The organism is Gemmatimonadaceae bacterium (assembly GCA_036504815.1).
GTDB lineage: Bacteria > Gemmatimonadota > Gemmatimonadetes > Gemmatimonadales > Gemmatimonadaceae > PNKL01.
Window position 1 is genome coordinate 1 of sequence record DASXUN010000016.1, and the last position, 15,770, is coordinate 15,770.

General features: G+C 67.8%; 26 protein-coding genes. All 26 read right to left on the reverse strand.

The window, feature by feature from the left end; genetic code table 11:
• Positions 1-34 precede the first annotated feature (34 nt).
• Positions 35-787, reverse strand: a complete 753-nt coding sequence (gene map / locus VGJ96_08275) for a type I methionyl aminopeptidase (GenBank protein HEY3287101.1) — start codon at positions 785-787, stop codon at positions 35-37.
• Positions 784-1,431 (reverse strand): adenylate kinase, encoded by a 648-nt coding sequence (locus VGJ96_08280; protein ID HEY3287102.1) that lies wholly within the window; start codon positions 1,429-1,431, stop codon positions 784-786. The genes map and VGJ96_08280 overlap by 4 nt, the downstream gene beginning before the upstream one ends.
• Before the next feature lie 6 nt (positions 1,432-1,437).
• Positions 1,438-2,781 (reverse strand): preprotein translocase subunit SecY, encoded by a 1,344-nt coding sequence (gene secY / locus VGJ96_08285; protein HEY3287103.1) that lies wholly within the window; start codon positions 2,779-2,781, stop codon positions 1,438-1,440.
• A complete protein-coding gene (gene rplO / locus VGJ96_08290) occupies positions 2,781-3,221 on the reverse strand; it encodes a 50S ribosomal protein L15 (protein ID HEY3287104.1) in 441 nt (146 codons plus the stop codon). The genes secY and rplO overlap by 1 nt, the downstream gene beginning before the upstream one ends.
• An 18-nt stretch (positions 3,222-3,239) precedes the next feature.
• A complete protein-coding gene (gene rpmD, locus VGJ96_08295) occupies positions 3,240-3,491 on the reverse strand; it encodes a 50S ribosomal protein L30 (GenBank protein ID HEY3287105.1) in 252 nt (83 codons plus the stop codon).
• Positions 3,491-3,991, reverse strand: a complete 501-nt coding sequence (gene rpsE / locus VGJ96_08300) for a 30S ribosomal protein S5 (GenBank protein HEY3287106.1) — start codon at positions 3,989-3,991, stop codon at positions 3,491-3,493. Before rpsE ends, rpmD begins: the two co-directional genes overlap by 1 nt.
• A 307-nt stretch (positions 3,992-4,298) precedes the next feature.
• Positions 4,299-4,652, reverse strand: a complete 354-nt coding sequence (rplR, locus tag VGJ96_08305; protein ID HEY3287107.1) for a 50S ribosomal protein L18 — start codon at positions 4,650-4,652, stop codon at positions 4,299-4,301.
• On the reverse strand, positions 4,652-5,191 hold the full coding sequence (gene rplF / locus VGJ96_08310) for a 50S ribosomal protein L6 (GenBank protein HEY3287108.1): 540 nt from the start codon (positions 5,189-5,191) through the stop codon (positions 4,652-4,654). The genes rplR and rplF overlap by 1 nt, the downstream gene beginning before the upstream one ends.
• A gap of 10 nt (positions 5,192-5,201) precedes the next feature.
• Positions 5,202-5,603, reverse strand: a complete 402-nt coding sequence (gene rpsH, locus VGJ96_08315) for a 30S ribosomal protein S8 (protein HEY3287109.1) — start codon at positions 5,601-5,603, stop codon at positions 5,202-5,204.
• A 130-nt stretch (positions 5,604-5,733) separates the two neighbouring features.
• Complete coding sequence (gene rpsN / locus VGJ96_08320) at positions 5,734-6,039, reverse strand: 30S ribosomal protein S14 (GenBank protein HEY3287110.1); 306 nt, start codon at positions 6,037-6,039, stop codon at positions 5,734-5,736.
• A gap of 13 nt (positions 6,040-6,052) precedes the next feature.
• Positions 6,053-6,661, reverse strand: a complete 609-nt coding sequence (gene rplE, locus VGJ96_08325) for a 50S ribosomal protein L5 (protein ID HEY3287111.1) — start codon at positions 6,659-6,661, stop codon at positions 6,053-6,055.
• Positions 6,662-6,750: 89 nt separating this feature from the next.
• Complete coding sequence (gene rplX, locus VGJ96_08330) at positions 6,751-7,122, reverse strand: 50S ribosomal protein L24 (protein HEY3287112.1); 372 nt, start codon at positions 7,120-7,122, stop codon at positions 6,751-6,753.
• Between the two features lie 27 nt (positions 7,123-7,149).
• Entirely contained in the window at positions 7,150-7,518 is a 369-nt protein-coding gene (gene rplN / locus VGJ96_08335; protein ID HEY3287113.1) for a 50S ribosomal protein L14, read from the reverse strand.
• 12 nt (positions 7,519-7,530) lie between these two features.
• A complete protein-coding gene (rpsQ, locus tag VGJ96_08340) occupies positions 7,531-7,812 on the reverse strand; it encodes a 30S ribosomal protein S17 (protein ID HEY3287114.1) in 282 nt (93 codons plus the stop codon).
• A gap of 15 nt (positions 7,813-7,827) precedes the next feature.
• Complete coding sequence (gene rpmC, locus VGJ96_08345; GenBank protein HEY3287115.1) at positions 7,828-8,034, reverse strand: 50S ribosomal protein L29; 207 nt, start codon at positions 8,032-8,034, stop codon at positions 7,828-7,830.
• Positions 8,031-8,453, reverse strand: coding sequence for a 50S ribosomal protein L16 (gene rplP / locus VGJ96_08350; GenBank protein HEY3287116.1), 423 nt, complete (start codon positions 8,451-8,453; stop codon positions 8,031-8,033). The genes rpmC and rplP overlap by 4 nt, the downstream gene beginning before the upstream one ends.
• Before the next feature lie 11 nt (positions 8,454-8,464).
• Positions 8,465-9,139 carry a 30S ribosomal protein S3 gene (gene rpsC, locus VGJ96_08355; protein HEY3287117.1) on the reverse strand — a complete coding sequence of 225 codons (675 nt, stop codon included), beginning with the start codon at positions 9,137-9,139 and terminating at the stop codon, positions 8,465-8,467.
• Positions 9,139-9,498 (reverse strand): 50S ribosomal protein L22, encoded by a 360-nt coding sequence (gene rplV, locus VGJ96_08360; GenBank protein HEY3287118.1) that lies wholly within the window; start codon positions 9,496-9,498, stop codon positions 9,139-9,141. The genes rpsC and rplV overlap by 1 nt, the downstream gene beginning before the upstream one ends.
• A 3-nt stretch (positions 9,499-9,501) precedes the next feature.
• Positions 9,502-9,834, reverse strand: coding sequence for a 30S ribosomal protein S19 (rpsS, locus tag VGJ96_08365; GenBank protein HEY3287119.1), 333 nt, complete (start codon positions 9,832-9,834; stop codon positions 9,502-9,504).
• A 15-nt stretch (positions 9,835-9,849) separates the two neighbouring features.
• Complete coding sequence (gene rplB, locus VGJ96_08370) at positions 9,850-10,683, reverse strand: 50S ribosomal protein L2 (GenBank protein HEY3287120.1); 834 nt, start codon at positions 10,681-10,683, stop codon at positions 9,850-9,852.
• Between the two features lie 3 nt (positions 10,684-10,686).
• Positions 10,687-10,974 carry a 50S ribosomal protein L23 gene (gene rplW / locus VGJ96_08375; GenBank protein ID HEY3287121.1) on the reverse strand — a complete coding sequence of 96 codons (288 nt, stop codon included), beginning with the start codon at positions 10,972-10,974 and terminating at the stop codon, positions 10,687-10,689.
• A gap of 3 nt (positions 10,975-10,977) precedes the next feature.
• Positions 10,978-11,841 (reverse strand): 50S ribosomal protein L4, encoded by an 864-nt coding sequence (rplD, locus tag VGJ96_08380; protein ID HEY3287122.1) that lies wholly within the window; start codon positions 11,839-11,841, stop codon positions 10,978-10,980.
• 3 nt (positions 11,842-11,844) lie between these two features.
• Positions 11,845-12,528 carry a 50S ribosomal protein L3 gene (gene rplC / locus VGJ96_08385; GenBank protein ID HEY3287123.1) on the reverse strand — a complete coding sequence of 228 codons (684 nt, stop codon included), beginning with the start codon at positions 12,526-12,528 and terminating at the stop codon, positions 11,845-11,847.
• A gap of 135 nt (positions 12,529-12,663) precedes the next feature.
• The gene (gene rpsJ, locus VGJ96_08390) at positions 12,664-12,972 is read right to left on the reverse strand and encodes a 30S ribosomal protein S10 (protein HEY3287124.1); all 309 of its coding nucleotides are present in this window, start codon (positions 12,970-12,972) and stop codon (positions 12,664-12,666) included.
• Positions 12,973-13,089: 117 nt separating this feature from the next.
• Positions 13,090-14,292 (reverse strand): elongation factor Tu, encoded by a 1,203-nt coding sequence (gene tuf, locus VGJ96_08395; protein ID HEY3287125.1) that lies wholly within the window; start codon positions 14,290-14,292, stop codon positions 13,090-13,092.
• Between the two features lie 35 nt (positions 14,293-14,327).
• Positions 14,328-15,770: elongation factor G (fusA, locus tag VGJ96_08400; GenBank protein ID HEY3287126.1), on the reverse strand; the 1,443-nt coding region annotated here is incomplete at its 5' end.

Consider the following 15,770-nt stretch of genomic DNA (forward strand, 5'->3'; position numbering starts at 1 on the left):
CGCGCCCCGTGCGCGCCGCCCGCGCCGGCGCCTGCTACAGCCGCGTCACGACCCGCGGTCCCTCGTCCGTCACGGCCACCGTGTGCTCCACGTGCGCGCTGCGCGTGCCGTCGAGCGTCACGACCGTCCACTTGTCCGCGAGCGTGCGCGTGGCCGGACCGCCGACATTGACCATCGGCTCGATGGCGATGGTCAGTCCCGCCTGCATGCGCGTCCCGCGCCGCGGCTTGCCGTGATTGGGGACCTGGGGATCCTCGTGCGGCAGGTGCCCCACGCCATGTCCCACCAGCTCGCGCACCACGCTGAACCCCGCGCGCTCGACGACCGACTGCACGGCGTGCCCGATGTCGCCCACGTAGTTGCCGACAATCGCCTGCTCGATGCCGGCGTCGAGCGCCCGTTCGGTCACGTCGATCAGATGCTGCGTCGTCGGGTCAACGGTGCCCACCGGCACCGTGATCGCCGCGTCGGTGAACATCCCCTGATACTGCACGCCGACGTCGAGCTTCACGATGTCGCCGTCGCCAAGCACGCGCTTGGGCGAGGGAATGCCGTGCACGATCTCCTCGTTCACCGAGATGCAGATGGCGCCCGGGAAGCCGTACAGCCCCTTGAACGCCGGCAGGGCGCCCTCGTGACTGCGGATGAAGTCCTCGGCGATCTTGTCGAGCGTGCCCGTGCTGATGCCCGGGCGCACCTGCGTGCGCAGATGGGCATGCGTGAGGGCGAGAATCCGCCCCCCCGCCGCCATCGTCTCGATCTCGCGCGCGCTCTTGAGCTGGATCAACAGCCGACCGCCCTTAGGGCCCGCGCCTCGACCTCGGCAAACGTCCCCGACGCGTCGATGGCCGCCACGTTGCCGCCGTTGGCGCGGTACCACGCCACCACCGGCTCCGTCTGCGCCTTGTACACCCGCAGGCGGTTGCGGATCGAGTCGGGCTCGTCGTCGGCGCGGCGCACCAGCGTCCCCTTGGGGTTCGCCGGGCATTCCGCGTGCGTCTCGCCGGGCTGGCGCCCGGCGAACGGCATCTGGCACGCGCCGCACGTCGTGCGCGAGCTCAGGCGCGCCACGAGTTCCTCGTCGGCGATGTCGAAGAGGAGCACGACGTCGACGCGCTTGCCGATCTCGGCCGCCACGCGGGCCAGCCCCTCGGCCTGCGGCACGGTGCGCACCACGCCGTCGAGGACGACGCCCCTGGCCTGTTCCGGCGCCGCGAGCGCGTCCTTCATGATGCCAAGGATGACGGGGTCAGGCACCAGGTCCCCGCGGTCCATGTACGCCTTGGCTTCGAGGCCGAGCGTCGTCCCCGCCTTCGCGGCGGCGCGCAGCACGTCCCCCGTAGAAATCTTGGGGACGCCGAGGGCAGCGGCGACCCGCTCCCCCTGCGTCCCCTTGCCTGAACCCGGTGGCCCGAGCAGGACAACGATCATGAGGCCTTACCCCCCAGAGAAGATATCACCACTCGTCTGGCGTCCACGGAAGCGCACGCGCCCCTTCTTCATGAAGCCGTCGTACTTCCGCAGCAGCAGATGCTGGTTCATCTGGGCGATCGTGTCCAGCGCGACGCCCACGACGATCAGCACCGACGTGCCGCCGAACCGGAACGGCACCGCCATCATGTCGGCAATCCACACCGGGAGCAGGGCAATGACCGTGAGGAAGATCGAGCCCGGCAGCGTGATGCGGCTCACCACCTCATCAATATACTCCGCGGTCTTCGCGCCCGGCTTGATCCCCGGGATGAAGCCGCCCTGCTTCTTCAGGTTCTCCGCGATGTCGACCGGGTTGAAGATGATCGACGTGTAGAAGTACGTGAAGAAGATGATCAGCACCGCGGAGAGCGCGAAGTAGAGCCACGTCCCCGGCGCGAACAGGTCGGAGAAGTCGCGCATCCGCTCGCTGCCGCTGAACTGGGCGATGGCGCCCGGCACGACGATCAGCGACTGCGCAAAGACGATCGGCATCACGCCCGACGCGTTGATGCGCAGCGGGATGAAGTTGCGCGCGGCCTCGCGCATCCGGCCGCGGGCCATCGTGCGCTGCGGGATCTGGATCGCGATGCGGCGCGCGGCCAGCGTGATCGCCACGACGCCGGCGACGACCGCCACCATCAGCGCGATCAGCGCGACGAGCGCGAGCGGGCTCAGCGACCCCGTGCCGATGAAGTTGAACGTCTGCCACGCGCTGGGCCAGAAGCGCTCGACGATCGAGAAGAAGATCAGCAGCGAGGCGCCGTTGCCGAGGCCGCGCTCCGTGATCTGCTCACCCAGCCACATGACGAAGATGGCGCCGGTCGTGAGGATCCAGGCCATCTCGAACTTGAACGTCGCGCCGGGCATCGAGACGGCGCCCTGCACCGACTCGGTGAACAGCGCGAAGCCCCACGCCTGCACCAGCGCCAGCGCCACCGTGGCGTAGCGGGTCCACTGCGTGATCTTCTTCCGGCCTTCCTCGTCCTTCTGCATCTTCTCGACCGTCGGGAGCACCGCGCCCGCGATCTGCGCGAAGATGGACGCCGAGATGTACGGCATGATGCCGAGGGCGAAGATGGTCGCCTTCGACAGGTTCCCGCCGACGAACAGATCGTACAGGCCGAGGAAGCCCCCGCCCTGCTGGCTCTGGAAGAAGTCCATCATCGCCACGACGTCCACGCCCGGGGCGGTGACGTGACTGCCCACGCGATAGATCAGCAGGCAGACGAACGTGAAGATGATCTTTTCCCAGAGCTCCGGCGTCCGGTAGATGTTCGCCAGCGTCGCTGCGGGATTAGCCTGCGCCATTAGTCCTCGACCTTGCCGCCGGCGGCTTCGATTTTGGCTTTCGCCGCGGCGCTCACCTTGAGGCCGCGCACCGTCACCGCGCCCGTGAGCTCGCCATTGGCGAGCACCTTGGCCGGACGGCCCTTGGTTGCAAGTCCCTTGGCCGCCAGCGCCTCGAGCGTCACCTCGCCGCCCACCGCCGCCAGGTCATCGAGCCCGACGACCTGGTACGAGACGCGGAACGGGTTGGTGAAGCCGCGCTTGGGAATGCGGCGCGTCATCGGCATCTGGCCGCCTTCGAAATGCGGCTTGCCGCCGCCCGGGCCGTGGTGGCCGGAGCGCGCCTTGATGCCCTTGTGGCCCTTGCCGGCCGTCTTGCCCTTGCCCGAGCCCGGGCCCCGGCCGATGCGCTTGCGGTCGCGATGCGACCCCGGCGCCGGCGCCAGGTTGCTGAGCGTGATCTTCTCCGTAGCCATCATCTACTCCTTCACCGGCGTCACTTCGACGAGATGACGCACGCGCTTGATCTGACCGCGCAGCGACGGCGAGTCCTGGTGCACCACGACATCCTGGTGGTGCCTCAGGCCCAGCGCCTCGAGGGTCAGCCGCATCACCTTGGGCTGGCCGGAACCGCTGCGAACCTGCTTCACCTGCACCTTCCCCGTGGTCAGGGTGTTCGGTGCAGTCTTCTTGGGTCCCCGTCCGGGGTGCCACACGAATGTACGCGGCATCAGACGGCCTCCTTCCCCTTGGCGCGTGACTTGTAGCCCAGCGACGCCGGCTCGACGCCGCGCTCGCGCGCGATCTGCTCGACCGTCGTCAGCGACACCAGCCCGTCGAGGGCGGCGCGCACGAGGTTGAACGGATTGGTGGAGCCGAGCGACTTCGTCAGGATGTCGGTGATGCCGACGCACTCCATGACGGCGCGCACCGCACCACCCGCGATGACGCCCGAACCCGGCGCCGCCGGCTTCAGCATCACTTCGGACGCGCCGTGCTTGCCCACGATGGCATGCGGAATCGTCGCGCCCGTCATCGGGATCGACACCATGCTGCGCCGCGCGGCCTCGACGGCCTTGCGCACCGCCTCGGAGACTTCGTTCGCCTTGCCGCTGGCGACGCCCACCTTCCCCTGCCCGTCGCCCACGGCGACCAGCGCGTTGAAGCTGAAGCGACGGCCGCCCTTCACGACCTTGGCGACGCGGTTGATCGCGACGACGTTCTCCACCAGATCGGAGCCTTCACGCTCGTCGCCCGGCGCGCCACCACGGCCGCCGCGCGCGTCGCGCCCGGGACCGCCGTCACGGCCGCCACGGCCGCCCGGTCCGCCCGGAGCGCCACGGCCCGCGCCGGGGCCGCCACGGCCCGCGCCCGGGCCACCACGGCCACGGCCACCGCCCGGTCCGCCACGTCCCGCGCCCGGCCCGCCGCGGCCACGCCCGGCGCCGCCGCCCATGCCACCACGGTTCTGGGGACGCGGCGTGCTCGGCGTGTCACCGCCGGCATGATGCGTCGTTTCGTTCTTCTCGTCCGCCATATCAGAACTCCAGCCCGGCTTCCCGGGCGCCATCGGCCACCGCTTTCACGCGGCCAGTGTACTGGTAGCCAGCGCGGTCGAAGACGACCTTGCTGATGCCGGCGGCCTTGGCCTGCACGGCGATCTTCTTGCCCACTTCGACCGACTTGATCGACTTCTTCCCGTCGATGCCGTTGTCCGTCACGGTCATCAGCGTCCGACGCGCCACGTCGTCCACGAGCTGGGCGTAGATGTGCTTCAGCGAGCGGAACACCACGAGGCGCGGACGCTCCGCCGTCCCCGTGACCTTCTTCCGCACGCGCAGATGACGGCGCTCGCGACGATCCGCGCCCGTCTTCGGTGTACGCATCGGCATTACTTACCTCCCGCCTTGCCGGCCTTGCGCCGGATCTGCTCACCTGCATAGCGCACGCCCTTGCCCTTGTACGGCTCCGGCTTGCGCAACGACCGGATCTCGGCGGCCACCTGGCCCACGATCTCCTTGTCCGCCCCTTCCACCACCACCTGCGTCGGCTGCGGCGCGGTCAGCTTGATCCCGGCCGGCGCCTTGAACTCGATCTGGTGCGAATAGCCCAGCGCGAAGAGCAGGCCGTACGGCTTCGGCTCGGCCTTGTAGCCGACGCCCGAGATCTCGAGCTGGCGCACGTACCCCTTCGTCACCCCTTCGATCATGTTGTGGATCAGGGTGCGCGACAGGCCGTGCAGCGACTTGTGCGACGGCTCGTCCGACGGGCGGTTGACCGTGACCTGGCTCCCCGCCACCGCGATCTGCATCGCCGGGTTGAACGTCCGCTTCAGTTCGCCCTTCGGTCCCTTCACGGTCACCACCGAGCCCGCGACGGAAACCGTCACGCCGACCGGGATGTCCACGGGGAGCTTTCCAATTCGTGACATGGAGGGCCCCCTACCAGACGATGGCGAGGAGCTCACCACCGGTGCGCGCCTGGCGCGCCTGCCGGTCGGTCATCAGCCCCTGCGAGGTGGACAGGATCGCGACGCCCAGTCCGTTGCGCACCCGCGGGATCTCGGAGACCCCGACGTACTTGCGCAGCCCCGGGCTCGAGACGCGCTGCAGCTCCCGGATCACCGGCTGGCCGCCCTGCGCGTACTTGAGCGAGACGCGCAGCAGATTCGCGCCGCTCTCGGTCGTGACGATCTTGTAGTCCGAGATGAAGTTCGACTCCTTGAGGAGGCGGGCGATCTCGGTCTTGACTCTCGAAGCCGGCATGTCCACGCGACGGTGCTTTGATCCGACGGCGTTCCGGATCCGCGTGAGCATATCGGCAATAGGATCGGTCATGCTCATGGTGTTTCTCTGATCTCCTCTGGTTTCCGCGTCGCCGCGGACCTGTAGGAAGTGAATGAAGGGATGGCAGACTTCAGATGGCTGATGGCAGATCTGCCATCGGACGTCCGCCATCTGCCATCAGGCAGCCTTACCAGCTCGCTTTCCGAACCCCGGGCAGCAGCCCATTGTTCGCCATCTCCCGCAGCGCGATCCGGCTCAGCCCGAACGCGCCCTCGTAGCCGCGCGACCGGCCGGTCATCTGGCAGCGGTTGCGGATGCGGCTCGGCGACGAGTTGCGCGGCAGCTTCTGCAGCGCGAACTGCGCGGCCGTCTTCTCCTCGTCCGACGCATTCGGGTTCTGGATGACGGCCTTCAGCGCCTTCCGCTTGGCGGCGTAGCGCTGGACCATCTGCTTGCGGCGGTCGTTCTTCTCGATGCTGCTCTTCTTGGCCATGGAGTCGGTCCGGTTAGTGCTTGACCACGACAGGCTTCTCGTCGCCGCGGAACGGCATGCCGAGTTCGCGCAGCAGCGCGAGCGCCTGGTCGTCCTTGGTCGTCGTGGTGACGAACGTGATGTCCATCCCGTGGATCTGCTCGACCTGGTCGTAGTTGATCTCCGGGAAGATCATCTGTTCCTTCACGCCCATCGAGTAGTTGCCGCGCCCGTCGAACGAGCGCGTCGAGAGGCCGCGGAAGTCGCGCACGCGCGGGAGCGCCGTCGACACGAAGCGGTCGAGGAATTCCCACATCCGCGCGCCGCGCAGCGTCACGCTCACGCCCACTTCCTGGCCCTGGCGCAGGCCGAAGTTGGCGATCGACTTCTTCGCCTTCTTGCGCACCGGCTTCTGGCCGCTGATCACCGCGAGCTCGTCCACCACCGTGTCGAGCACCTTCGGCGTCTTGATCGCTTCGCCCATCCCCACGTTCAGCACGATCTTCTCGAGCTGCGGGATCTCATGGACGTTCGTGAGGCCGAACTGCGCGGCCAGCTTCGGCCGCACCGTCGCCGCGTAGTACTCGCGCAGGCGCGGCGTCGGCGCCGGGAGCTTGTCGCCCTTGTGGGACGACGGGAGCATGGAGCTCCCCTTGTCGCCCTTGCCGCCCTTCGCGCCGCCCTTGGAGGCGCCCGTCTTTTCCTTCGTTGCCATCAGTCAGTTCCTCGGCCTTAGCGGTTGCGCGGGATCGCGTCGCCGCTCTTCACGCTGATGCGCTCCTTCGTGCCGTCGGTGTCGATCCGGCGGCGCGTCCGCGTCGGGGCTCCCGACTTCGGATCGAGCAGCATCACGTTCGAGACGTGCACCGGCGCCGGCATGTCGATGATGCCCGACTGCTCGTCCGCGTTGCGCGCCTTGCGGTGCTTCTTCACGATGTTCACGCCTTCAATCACCACGCGCGACTTCTTGGTCAGCACGCGGATCACCTTCCCTTCCTTGCCCTTGTCCTCGCCGCGCATCACGCGCACGACGTCGCCCTTCGTCACGGGGAGCTTCTCGCGCTCCGCGTTGATGGCATGACGCCGCGTCAGCCGCGAGCCCATGGTCTTCTTGTGGGTCAGGACACGCATTTAGAGCACCTCCGGCGCCAGCGAGACGATCTTCATGTACCGCTTCTCGCGCAGTTCGCGCGCGACGGGGCCGAAGATGCGGGTCGCCCGCGGCTCGCCCTTGTCATCGATGATCACGACGGCGTTCTCGTCGAAGCGGATGTAGCTCCCGTCCTTGCGGCGGGTCTCCTTCACCGTGCGCACCACCACGGCGCGCGCGACGTCCGACTTCTTCACCGTCCCGTTCGGCAGCGCGTCCTTCACCGCCACGATCACCTGGTCGCCCAGCTTCGCGTAGCGGCGGCGCGTGCCGCCGAGCACGCGGATCACCAGGGCGCGCTTCGCGCCGCTGTTGTCCGCAACCTTCACGACGGATTCCTGTTGAATCATGGCCCGGTCCTCCTACTGCGCGCGTTCGAGGATGTCGACCACGCGCCACCGCTTGTCCTTGGACAGCGGGCGGGTCTCGGTGATCCGCACGGTGTCGCCGACCTTCGCCGAGTTCTGCTCGTCGTGGGCCTTCAACCGCGTGGTGCGGGTCACCATCTTGCCGTACACCGGGTGCGGCACGCGACGCTCGATCGCGACCACCACCGTCTTCTGCATCTTGTCGCTCACCACCTTGCCGGTGCGCACCTTGCGCGCCGGACGGGCAGCGGCAGCAGCCTTCGTCTGTTCAGCCATGGGTCACTCCTCGGGTCAGCGGCCAGCGGCCGCGCCCGCGGCCTTCTCGCGCAGCACGGTCTTGAGCCGCGCGATGTCCTTGCGGATCACGCGCAGGCGCAGCGGGTCTTCCAACGGCTCCGTCGCCCGCCGAAAACGCAGGCGGAACCGCTCCTCTTCCAGTTCCTTGATGCGCGCCGCAATCTCGGCGCCGCTCAGGTCGCGAATCTGTCCGGCCTTCATGCGGTGTGCGCCTCCTCGCGGACCACGAACTTGGTGCGGATGCCCAGCTTGGCGGCGGCCAGCGCCATCGCCTTCTGGGCCAGTTCCTTGTCAACGCCCTCGATCTCGAACAGCACGCGCCCGGGCTTCACCACGGCCACCCAGCCCTCGGGCGAGCCCTTGCCCTTGCCCATGCGGGTCTCGGCCGGCTTCTTCGTGATCGGCTTGTCGGGGAAGATGCGGATCCACACCTTGCCGCCGCGCTTCACGTGGCGCGTCAGCGCCACACGCGCGGCCTCGATCTGCCGGTTGGTCACCCACCCCGGCTCGAGCGCCTGCAGGCCGTAGTGCCCGAACGACACCTCGGCCCCGCGCGTCGCCAGCCCGCGCGTGCGCCCCTTGAACATCTTGCGGAATTTGACTCGCTTCGGACTCAGCATCGGTCAGCGCCTCACGCGTCAGACGAGTACGTGGACGAGCCGCGACGGCCTTCCACCACTTCGCCCTTGAAGATCCAGACCTTCACGCCGATCGTCCCGAAGGTCGTCTTCGCCGTGCTGGTCGCGTAATCGATGTCGGCGCGCAGCGTGTGGAGCGGCACCCGCCCTTCGCGGTAGCCTTCCACGCGCGCGATCTCGGCGCCGCCCAGGCGCCCGCCGCACTTCACCTTGATCCCCTCCGCGCCCATCCGCATCGCGCTCTGCACCGCGCGCTTCATCGCGCGGCGGAACGAGATGCGCTGCGCCAGCTGCGCGGCGATGTTGTCGGCGACGAGCTGCGCCTCGATCTCCGGGCGCTTGATCTCCTCGACGTTGATGCCGACGTCCTTGCCCGTGATCTGCTGCAGCTCGGACTTCAGCTTCTCGACTTCCTCGCCCTTCTTGCCGATCACCACGCCCGGCCGCCCGGTGTGCAGGGTCACCACCACCTTGCCCGGCTTGCGGCTGATGTGGATGTCGGCGATCGCCGGGCTCGCGTTCCCCGGGAACCGGCGGAGGCGCAGGTACTTCCGGAGGAGGTCATCCTCCTTCAGCAGCTGCGGGTAGTCCTTCGTGGCAAACCACTTCGAGCGCCAGTCCTTCGTGACGCCCAGCCGGAAGCCGATCGGATTCGTTTTCTGTCCCATTAGCGCCCTTCCTTCTCGGCCACGATGATCTCGATGTGGCTCGTCCGCTTGTGAACCGGCGTCGCCCGGCCCATCGCCGCCGGCGTCCACCGCTTGAGCTTCGGCCCTTCGTTGACGGTCGCCTGCTTCACGAACAGCTGGTCCACGTCGAGCGACGCATTCGTCGTCCGGGCGGCCTGCTCCGCGTTCGCGACGGCGCTCTTGAGCACCTTCGAGATCTGCTTCGCGGCGTGCTTCTTGGAGAACTGCAGCAGCGCGAGCGCGTCATTCACCCCCAGGCCGCGGATCTGGTCGATGACCAGCCGCATCTTGTAGGGACTCTGGCGCGTCGTGCGCTGGATCGCGCGTGCCTCGGCCATGGCTTACTTCCCTCCCTTCGCGGCGGGCGCCGGCGCGGCGGCCGGAGCCGGCTTCGCCTTCGCATCCGCCGCCTTGCCCGCCGCCGTGTGGCCGCGGAAGAGGCGCGTCGGCGCGAACTCGCCGAGCTTGTGCCCCACCATGTTCTCGGTCACGTACACCGGGATGAACTTGTTCCCGTTGTGCACCGCGAACGTGTGCCCCACGAAATCGGGGAGCACCGTGCTCGCGCGCGACCACGTCTTGACGACCTTCTTCTCGTTGCGGGCGTTCATCCCCTGCACCTTCTTCATCAGGCTTTCCTGGATGAACGGGCCCTTCTTGATGCTGCGTGCCATATATGGATGTCCCGGTTAGCTCTGCGTGGCCTTGCCGCGCTTCCGGCCGCGGACGATCAGGCGCTGCGACGGCTTCTTCTTGTTGCGCGTCTTCACGCCTTCCTTCTTGCCCCACGGGCTCACCACGTTCCGGCCGCCGCGCGTGCGGCCGCCATGCGGGTGATCCACCGGGTTCATCACTTCACCGCGCACCTTCGGGCGGCGTCCGGCCCAGCGCGTCGCGCCCGCCTTGCCCGCCGACTTCAGCTCGTGCTCGGCGTTGCCGACCTCGCCGATCGTCGCCAGGCAGTTGCCGTGCACGAGGCGCATTTCGCTCGAGGCCATGCGCAGCGTCACGTACTCCCCTTCCTTCGCGACGACCTGCACCGACGTCCCCGCCGAGCGCGCCATCTGGCCGCCCTTCCCCGGGGTGATCTCGACGTTGTGCACCGACGTGCCGAGCGGCACTTCCTTCAGCGGCATCGCGTTCCCCGTGCGCACGTCCGCGCCCGGGCCCGACGTCACCGCGTCGCCCACCGCCAGCCCCTTCGGGTGGATGATGTAGCGCAGCTCCCCGTCGGCGTACTGCACCAGCGCGATGCGCGCCGAGCGGTTGGGATCGTATTCGATGTGCGTGACCGTCGCCGGCACGCCGTGCTTGTTGCGCTTGAAGTCGATGATGCGGTACTTCCGCTTGTGCCCGCCGCCACGACGCCGCATGGCGATGTGGCCGTGGTTGTCGCGGCCGCCCGACTTCTTCAACGGTTCGGTCAGCGACTTCTCCGGCGTCGACCGCGTGATCGTGTCGAAGTCCGACACGCTGCGGAAGCGCGAAGAGGCCGTGACCGGCTTGAACTGACGGATGCCCATGGCTTAGCCCTCAAAGATCTCGATCGAGTCGCCCGCGCGGAGCGTCACGATGGCCTTCTTCCAGCGCGGACGGAGCCCGATGCTCTGCCCCACGCGGCGCGGCTTCCCGCGCTGCTGCGACGTCCAGACGCCGGTGACGTGCACGCCGAACAGCGACTCGATGGCCTGCTTGATCGCGGCCTTGTTCGCCTCCGGATGCACCTCGAACGTGTACTCGCCCCGGTCCTGGAACGCCGCCGAGCTCTTCTCGGTGACGATGGGGCGCACAATCGTGCGATACGTGTTTGGCATCGGCTACTTCCCCTTCTTCTTCGGCGCGGCCGCCTTCTTGGCCGGCGCCTTCTTGGCGGCGGCCGGCTTCGCGGGCGCCTTCTTCGCCGCGGCCTTCTTGGCCGGCGCCTTCTTGACGGCGGCCTTCTTCGCGGTCGCCTTCTTCGACGTCTCCGCCGCCTTCTTCGCCTTCGGCGACTTCGGCGACGACGCCTTCTTGACCTTCACCTTCTCCACCGCCTTCTCGGCCACCGGCGAGAGCGTCTGGCCGATCGCCGACGCCTCCACCAGCACCACGTCCGACCAGAGCAGGTCGTACGTCGAGGCGTCGCTGTACGGCATCACCTTCACCTGCGGCAGGTTGCGGCCGCTCAGGTAGACGTTCGGCTTCACGCCGTCGGTCAGGATCAGCGCGTTCGCGTGCGCCACGCCAAGGCGCGCCAGCAGCTGGTGCAGCTGCGACGTCTTGGGGGCGTCGTACGCGAAGCGGTCGATCACCAGCACCGCGTTCTCGCGGGCGCGGGCGTTGAACGCGCTCTTGCGCGCCAGCTGCCGCACCTGCTTGGGCACGTGCTGCGAATAGTTGCGGTCGCCGTGCGGGCCGAACACCGTGCCGCCGCCCGGCCAGTTCGGGGCGCGCGTCGAGCCCTGGCGGGCGCGGCCGGTCCCTTTCTGCTTCCACGGCTTCTGGTTGCCGCCAACCACCAGGCCGCGCGTCTTGGTGTACGCGTTCGCCTGGCGCTGGTTGGCCAGCATCGCCTTCACGGCCTGCTGCATCACCGGCACGTTGACCGTGCCGTCAAACGTCGCCTGCGGCAGGCTCACCTTCTCGCGCGGCGTCCCCAGCGCGGTGAAAGCGGCCGCCTCGAATTGCATCGTGTCAGCCATGGATTAACCCTGCTTGCGGACGAGCACGATGCCGTTCTTCGGCCCGGCCACCGCACCGCGGATGTACAGAAGGTTGCGATCCGCATCGATCTTCTCGACGCGGAGATTGGTCTGCGTGTGCCGCGCGTTGCCGAAGTGTCCCGGCATCTTCTTGCCCTTGATGACGCGCGACGGATCGGTGCCGGGGCCCACCGAGCCCGGGCGACGGTGCTTCGTGTTGCCGTGCGTGTTCGGGCCACCGCCGATGCCGTAGCGCTTCACGACACCCTGGAAGCCGCGTCCCTTGGACGTCCCGGTCACCTTGACGATCTCGCCCGGGGCGAAGATGCCGACGGTGATCACGTCGCCGACGTTGTACGTCGGGACCTCGGGGTTCTTGCCCGGCGCGTCATCGAGGCGGACCGACTTGAGCACGCGCGGCGCCGCCGACAGGCCGGCCTTGGCCGCATGCCCGATCACCGCCTGGTTCGCGCGCACGCCACGGGGCTCGCGCTCCCCCTTCTTGCTCTCCCGGCGCGTCTTCTGCGCGCCGTAGCCGAGCTCGACCGCGGCAAAGCCCGCCGCATCCCTGGTCGTCACCTTGGTGACGGGATTCGGCGTCGCCTCCACGACGGTCACGGGGATCTGCTGCCCCGCCTCGTTGAAGATCTGGGTCATCCCCAGCTTCTTGCCAATGATTCCGATCATGAATTCCTCTCGTGAGTCGCGGCCGCCCGCGCAGAGTGCGCGGAGCTGCGTGGCCGTTGGACTGTTAGCCGGAGGTCGGCGCCGGTCGTCGGCTCAGTTGCCGTCTCCCGTCTCCCGTCCCCCGTCTCCCGTCTGTCATTCCACCTTGATCTCGACGTCCACGCCCGCCGGCAGGTCCAGCTTCGTGAGCGCGTCCACCGTCTGCGCGCGCGAATCGAGGATGTCGATCATGCGCTTGTGCGTCTTCAGCTCGAACTGCTCCCGCGACTTCTTGTCGACGTGCGGCGACCGCAGCACGGTCCAGCGCTGCGTCTTCGTCGGCAGCGGGATCGGGCCCGACACCTGCGCCCCGGTCTTCTCGGCGGTGCGGACGATGTCCGCGCTCGCCTGGTCGATCACGGCGTGGTCGAACGCCTTCAGTCGGATGCGAATCTTGCCAGCCATGTGTAGCCTCTAGAGTTGATCGGCGGCGAGTGACGTCAGAGGGCGGATGGCAGATGGCGGAACGTGTTCAGTTGGAACGCATCTGCCATCTGCCTTCTGCCATCCGCCATCGCTTGCTTACTTGAGAATCTTGGTAACCACACCAGCGCCCACCGTCCGCCCGCCCTCGCGGATGGCGAAGCGCAGCGTCTCTTCCATCGCGATCGGCGTGATCAGCTCGATCACCATCTGGACGTTGTCGCCCGGCATCACCATCTCGGTGCCGGCCGGCAGCTCGATCGAGCCCGTCACGTCCGTCGTGCGGAAGTAGAACTGCGGGCGGTAGCCCTTGAAGAACGGCGTGTGACGGCCGCCCTCGTCCTTGGTCAGGACGTAGACCTCGGCCTCGAACTTCGTGTGCGGCGGAATCGAGCCGGGCTTGGCGAGCACCATGCCGCGCTCGATCTCCTTCTTGTCCACGCCGCGGAGGAGGAGGCCGACGTTGTCGCCCGCCTGGCCGTCGTCCAGCAGCTTGCGGAACATCTCGACGCCCGTGCAGACCGTCTTCTTGTCCGAGCCGAAGCCGACCACGGCGAGTTCGTCGCCCGTCTTCACCTTGCCACGCTCGATGCGCCCCGTCGCCACGGTGCCGCGCCCCGTGATCGAGAACACGTCCTCGACCGGCATCAGGAACGGCTTGTCGACCTCGCGCACCGGCTGCGGAATCCACGTGTCGATCGCGTCGAAGAGCTCCTGGATCGAGTTGACCCACTTCTCGTCGCCATCGATGGCGCGCATCGCGGCGCCGCGGATCACCGGGGCGTTGTCGCCGTCGAAGTTGTACTTGCTGAGCAGCTCGCGGACTTCGAGCTCGACGAGGTCGAGGAGCTCGGGGTCGTCCACGAGGTCGCACTTGTTGAGGAACACGACCACCTTCGGCACGTTCACCTGGCGGGCGAGCAGGATGTGCTCGCGCGTCTGCGGCATCGGGCCGTCCACGGCCGAGACCACGAGGATCGCGCCGTCCATCTGCGCGGCGCCCGTGATCATGTTCTTCACGAAGTCGGCGTGCCCGGGGCAGTCGACGTGCGCGTAGTGGCGGTTGGCCGTCTCGTATTCCACGTGCGACGTGGCGATCGTGAGGATCTTCGTCGAGTCGCGGCGTCCCTGCGACTCCGACGCCTTCGCGACCTGGTCATACGAGATGTACTTGGTGCCGAAGCCCTTCTCGGCCGACACCTTCGTGAGGGCGGCAGTAAGGGTCGTCTTGCCGTGGTCGACGTGGCCGATGGTGCCCACGTTTACGTGCGGCTTGGTGCGCTCGAACTTTGCCTTGGCCATGGAAATGGTCCTGTGGAAAAAAAGGTGGTACGGGGTTACTTCGCCTTGGAGACGATCTCTTCCATCTTTGCCTTCGGGACTTCCTCGTAGTGCGAGAACTCCATCGAGTAGACCGCGCGCCCCTGCGTCTGGCTGCGGAGCCGCGTGGAATACCCGAACATCTCGCTCAGCGGCACGGTGGCGGCGATCACCTGCGCTTCTCCGCGCTGCATCATGCCGCCGATCTTGCCCCGGCGGGCCGAGAGGTCGCCGAGCACGTCGCCCATGTACTGCTCCGGGGTGACGACCTCGACTTTCATCATGGGCTCGAGGATCACCGGGTGGGCGGCACGCGCCGCCTCCTTGATGGCCATCGACCCCGCAATCTTGAACGCCATCTCGCTCGAGTCGACGTCGTGGTACGAGCCGTAGACCAGCTCGACCTTCACGTCGACCATCGGGTAGCCGGCCAGGATGCCGTTCTCCAGCGCTTCCTTGATGCCGGCCTCCACCGGGGAGATGTATTCCCGGGGGATCACGCCGCCCACGATCTTGTCCTCGAACACGTAGCCGTGCCCGACCGGGGCCGGCTCCGCGTTGATGACGACATGGCCGTACTGGCCCTTGCCGCCGGACTGGCGGACGAACTTGCCCTCGACCTTCGTGACGCGCTTGCGGATCGTCTCGCGGTACGCCACCTGCGGGCGGCCGACGTTGGCGTCCACCTTGAACTCGCGCATCATGCGGTCCACGATGATCTCGAGGTGCAGTTCGCCCATCCCCGAGATGATCGTCTGCCCCGTCTCGGCGTCCGTGTGGACGCGGAAGGTCGGGTCTTCCTCGGCGAGCTTGTTCAGCGCGATGCCCATCTTGTCCTGGTCGGCCTTGGTCTTCGGCTCGACCGCGACGTCGATGACGGGCGTCGGGAACTTCATGGCCTCGAGGATGATCGGCGTGTCCTCGTCGCACAGCGTGTCGCCCGTGCGCGTGTCGCGCAGGCCGATCGCCGCGGCGATGTCGCCGGCGCGCACTTCCTCGATTTCCTCACGCTTGTTGGCGTGCATCTGGAGGAGGCGGCCGATGCGCTCGCGCTTGTCCTTGCTGCTGTTGTACACGTGCGACCCGGCCTTCAGGACGCCCGAGTAGACGCGGAAGAACGTCAGGCGGCCGACGAACGGGTCGGTCGCGATCTTGAACGCCAGGGCGGCGAACGGGGCGTCGTCGGCCACGTCGCGCGTCGCGTACGTCTCGTCGTGGTGCGGCAGGTGCCCCTTGATCGGGGGCACGTCGCGCGGCGACGGCAGGTAGTCGATGACCGCGTCGAGCAGCGCCTGCACGCCCTTGTTCTTGAACGAGGCGCCGCAGAGCACCGGGCAGAACTGCATCTTGATCGTCGCCGCGCGGATCGCGTGGCGGATCTCGTCGACCGTCAGCGAGTCGGCGCCGTGCGTCAGGAACTTCTCGATCAGCTCGTCGTCGTGCATCACGGCCGCTTCCAC

Excerpts from the sequence above, each read along its gene's own strand:
- VGJ96_08280 (HEY3287102.1), bottom strand. The coding sequence starts at position 1,431 with ATGATCGTTGTCCTGCTCGGGCCACCGGGTTCAGGCAAGGGGACGCAG.
- secY (HEY3287103.1), bottom strand. The coding sequence starts at position 2,781 with ATGGCGCAGGCTAATCCCGCAGCGACGCTGGCGAACATCTACCGGACG.
- rpmD (HEY3287105.1), bottom strand. The coding sequence starts at position 3,491 with ATGCCGCGTACATTCGTGTGGCACCCCGGACGGGGACCCAAGAAGACT.
- rplR (HEY3287107.1), bottom strand. The coding sequence starts at position 4,652 with ATGCCGATGCGTACACCGAAGACGGGCGCGGATCGTCGCGAGCGCCGT.
- rplF (HEY3287108.1), bottom strand. The coding sequence starts at position 5,191 with ATGTCACGAATTGGAAAGCTCCCCGTGGACATCCCGGTCGGCGTGACG.
- rpsH (HEY3287109.1), bottom strand. The coding sequence starts at position 5,603 with ATGAGCATGACCGATCCTATTGCCGATATGCTCACGCGGATCCGGAAC.
- rpsN (HEY3287110.1), bottom strand. The coding sequence starts at position 6,039 with ATGGCCAAGAAGAGCAGCATCGAGAAGAACGACCGCCGCAAGCAGATG.
- rplE (HEY3287111.1), bottom strand. The coding sequence starts at position 6,661 with ATGCTCCCGTCGTCCCACAAGGGCGACAAGCTCCCGGCGCCGACGCCG.
- rplX (HEY3287112.1), bottom strand. The coding sequence starts at position 7,122 with ATGGGCTCGCGGCTGACGCGGCGTCATGCCATCAACGCGGAGCGCGAG.
- rplN (HEY3287113.1), bottom strand. The coding sequence starts at position 7,518 with ATGATTCAACAGGAATCCGTCGTGAAGGTTGCGGACAACAGCGGCGCG.
- rpsQ (HEY3287114.1), bottom strand. The coding sequence starts at position 7,812 with ATGGCTGAACAGACGAAGGCTGCTGCCGCTGCCCGTCCGGCGCGCAAG.
- rpmC (HEY3287115.1), bottom strand. The coding sequence starts at position 8,034 with ATGAAGGCCGGACAGATTCGCGACCTGAGCGGCGCCGAGATTGCGGCG.
- rplP (HEY3287116.1), bottom strand. The coding sequence starts at position 8,453 with ATGCTGAGTCCGAAGCGAGTCAAATTCCGCAAGATGTTCAAGGGGCGC.
- rpsC (HEY3287117.1), bottom strand. The coding sequence starts at position 9,139 with ATGGGACAGAAAACGAATCCGATCGGCTTCCGGCTGGGCGTCACGAAG.
- rplV (HEY3287118.1), bottom strand. The coding sequence starts at position 9,498 with ATGGCCGAGGCACGCGCGATCCAGCGCACGACGCGCCAGAGTCCCTAC.
- rpsS (HEY3287119.1), bottom strand. The coding sequence starts at position 9,834 with ATGGCACGCAGCATCAAGAAGGGCCCGTTCATCCAGGAAAGCCTGATG.
- rplB (HEY3287120.1), bottom strand. The coding sequence starts at position 10,683 with ATGGGCATCCGTCAGTTCAAGCCGGTCACGGCCTCTTCGCGCTTCCGC.
- rplW (HEY3287121.1), bottom strand. The coding sequence starts at position 10,974 with ATGCCAAACACGTATCGCACGATTGTGCGCCCCATCGTCACCGAGAAG.
- rplD (HEY3287122.1), bottom strand. The coding sequence starts at position 11,841 with ATGGCTGACACGATGCAATTCGAGGCGGCCGCTTTCACCGCGCTGGGG.
- rplC (HEY3287123.1), bottom strand. The coding sequence starts at position 12,528 with ATGATCGGAATCATTGGCAAGAAGCTGGGGATGACCCAGATCTTCAAC.
- rpsJ (HEY3287124.1), bottom strand. The coding sequence starts at position 12,972 with ATGGCTGGCAAGATTCGCATCCGACTGAAGGCGTTCGACCACGCCGTG.
- tuf (HEY3287125.1), bottom strand. The coding sequence starts at position 14,292 with ATGGCCAAGGCAAAGTTCGAGCGCACCAAGCCGCACGTAAACGTGGGC.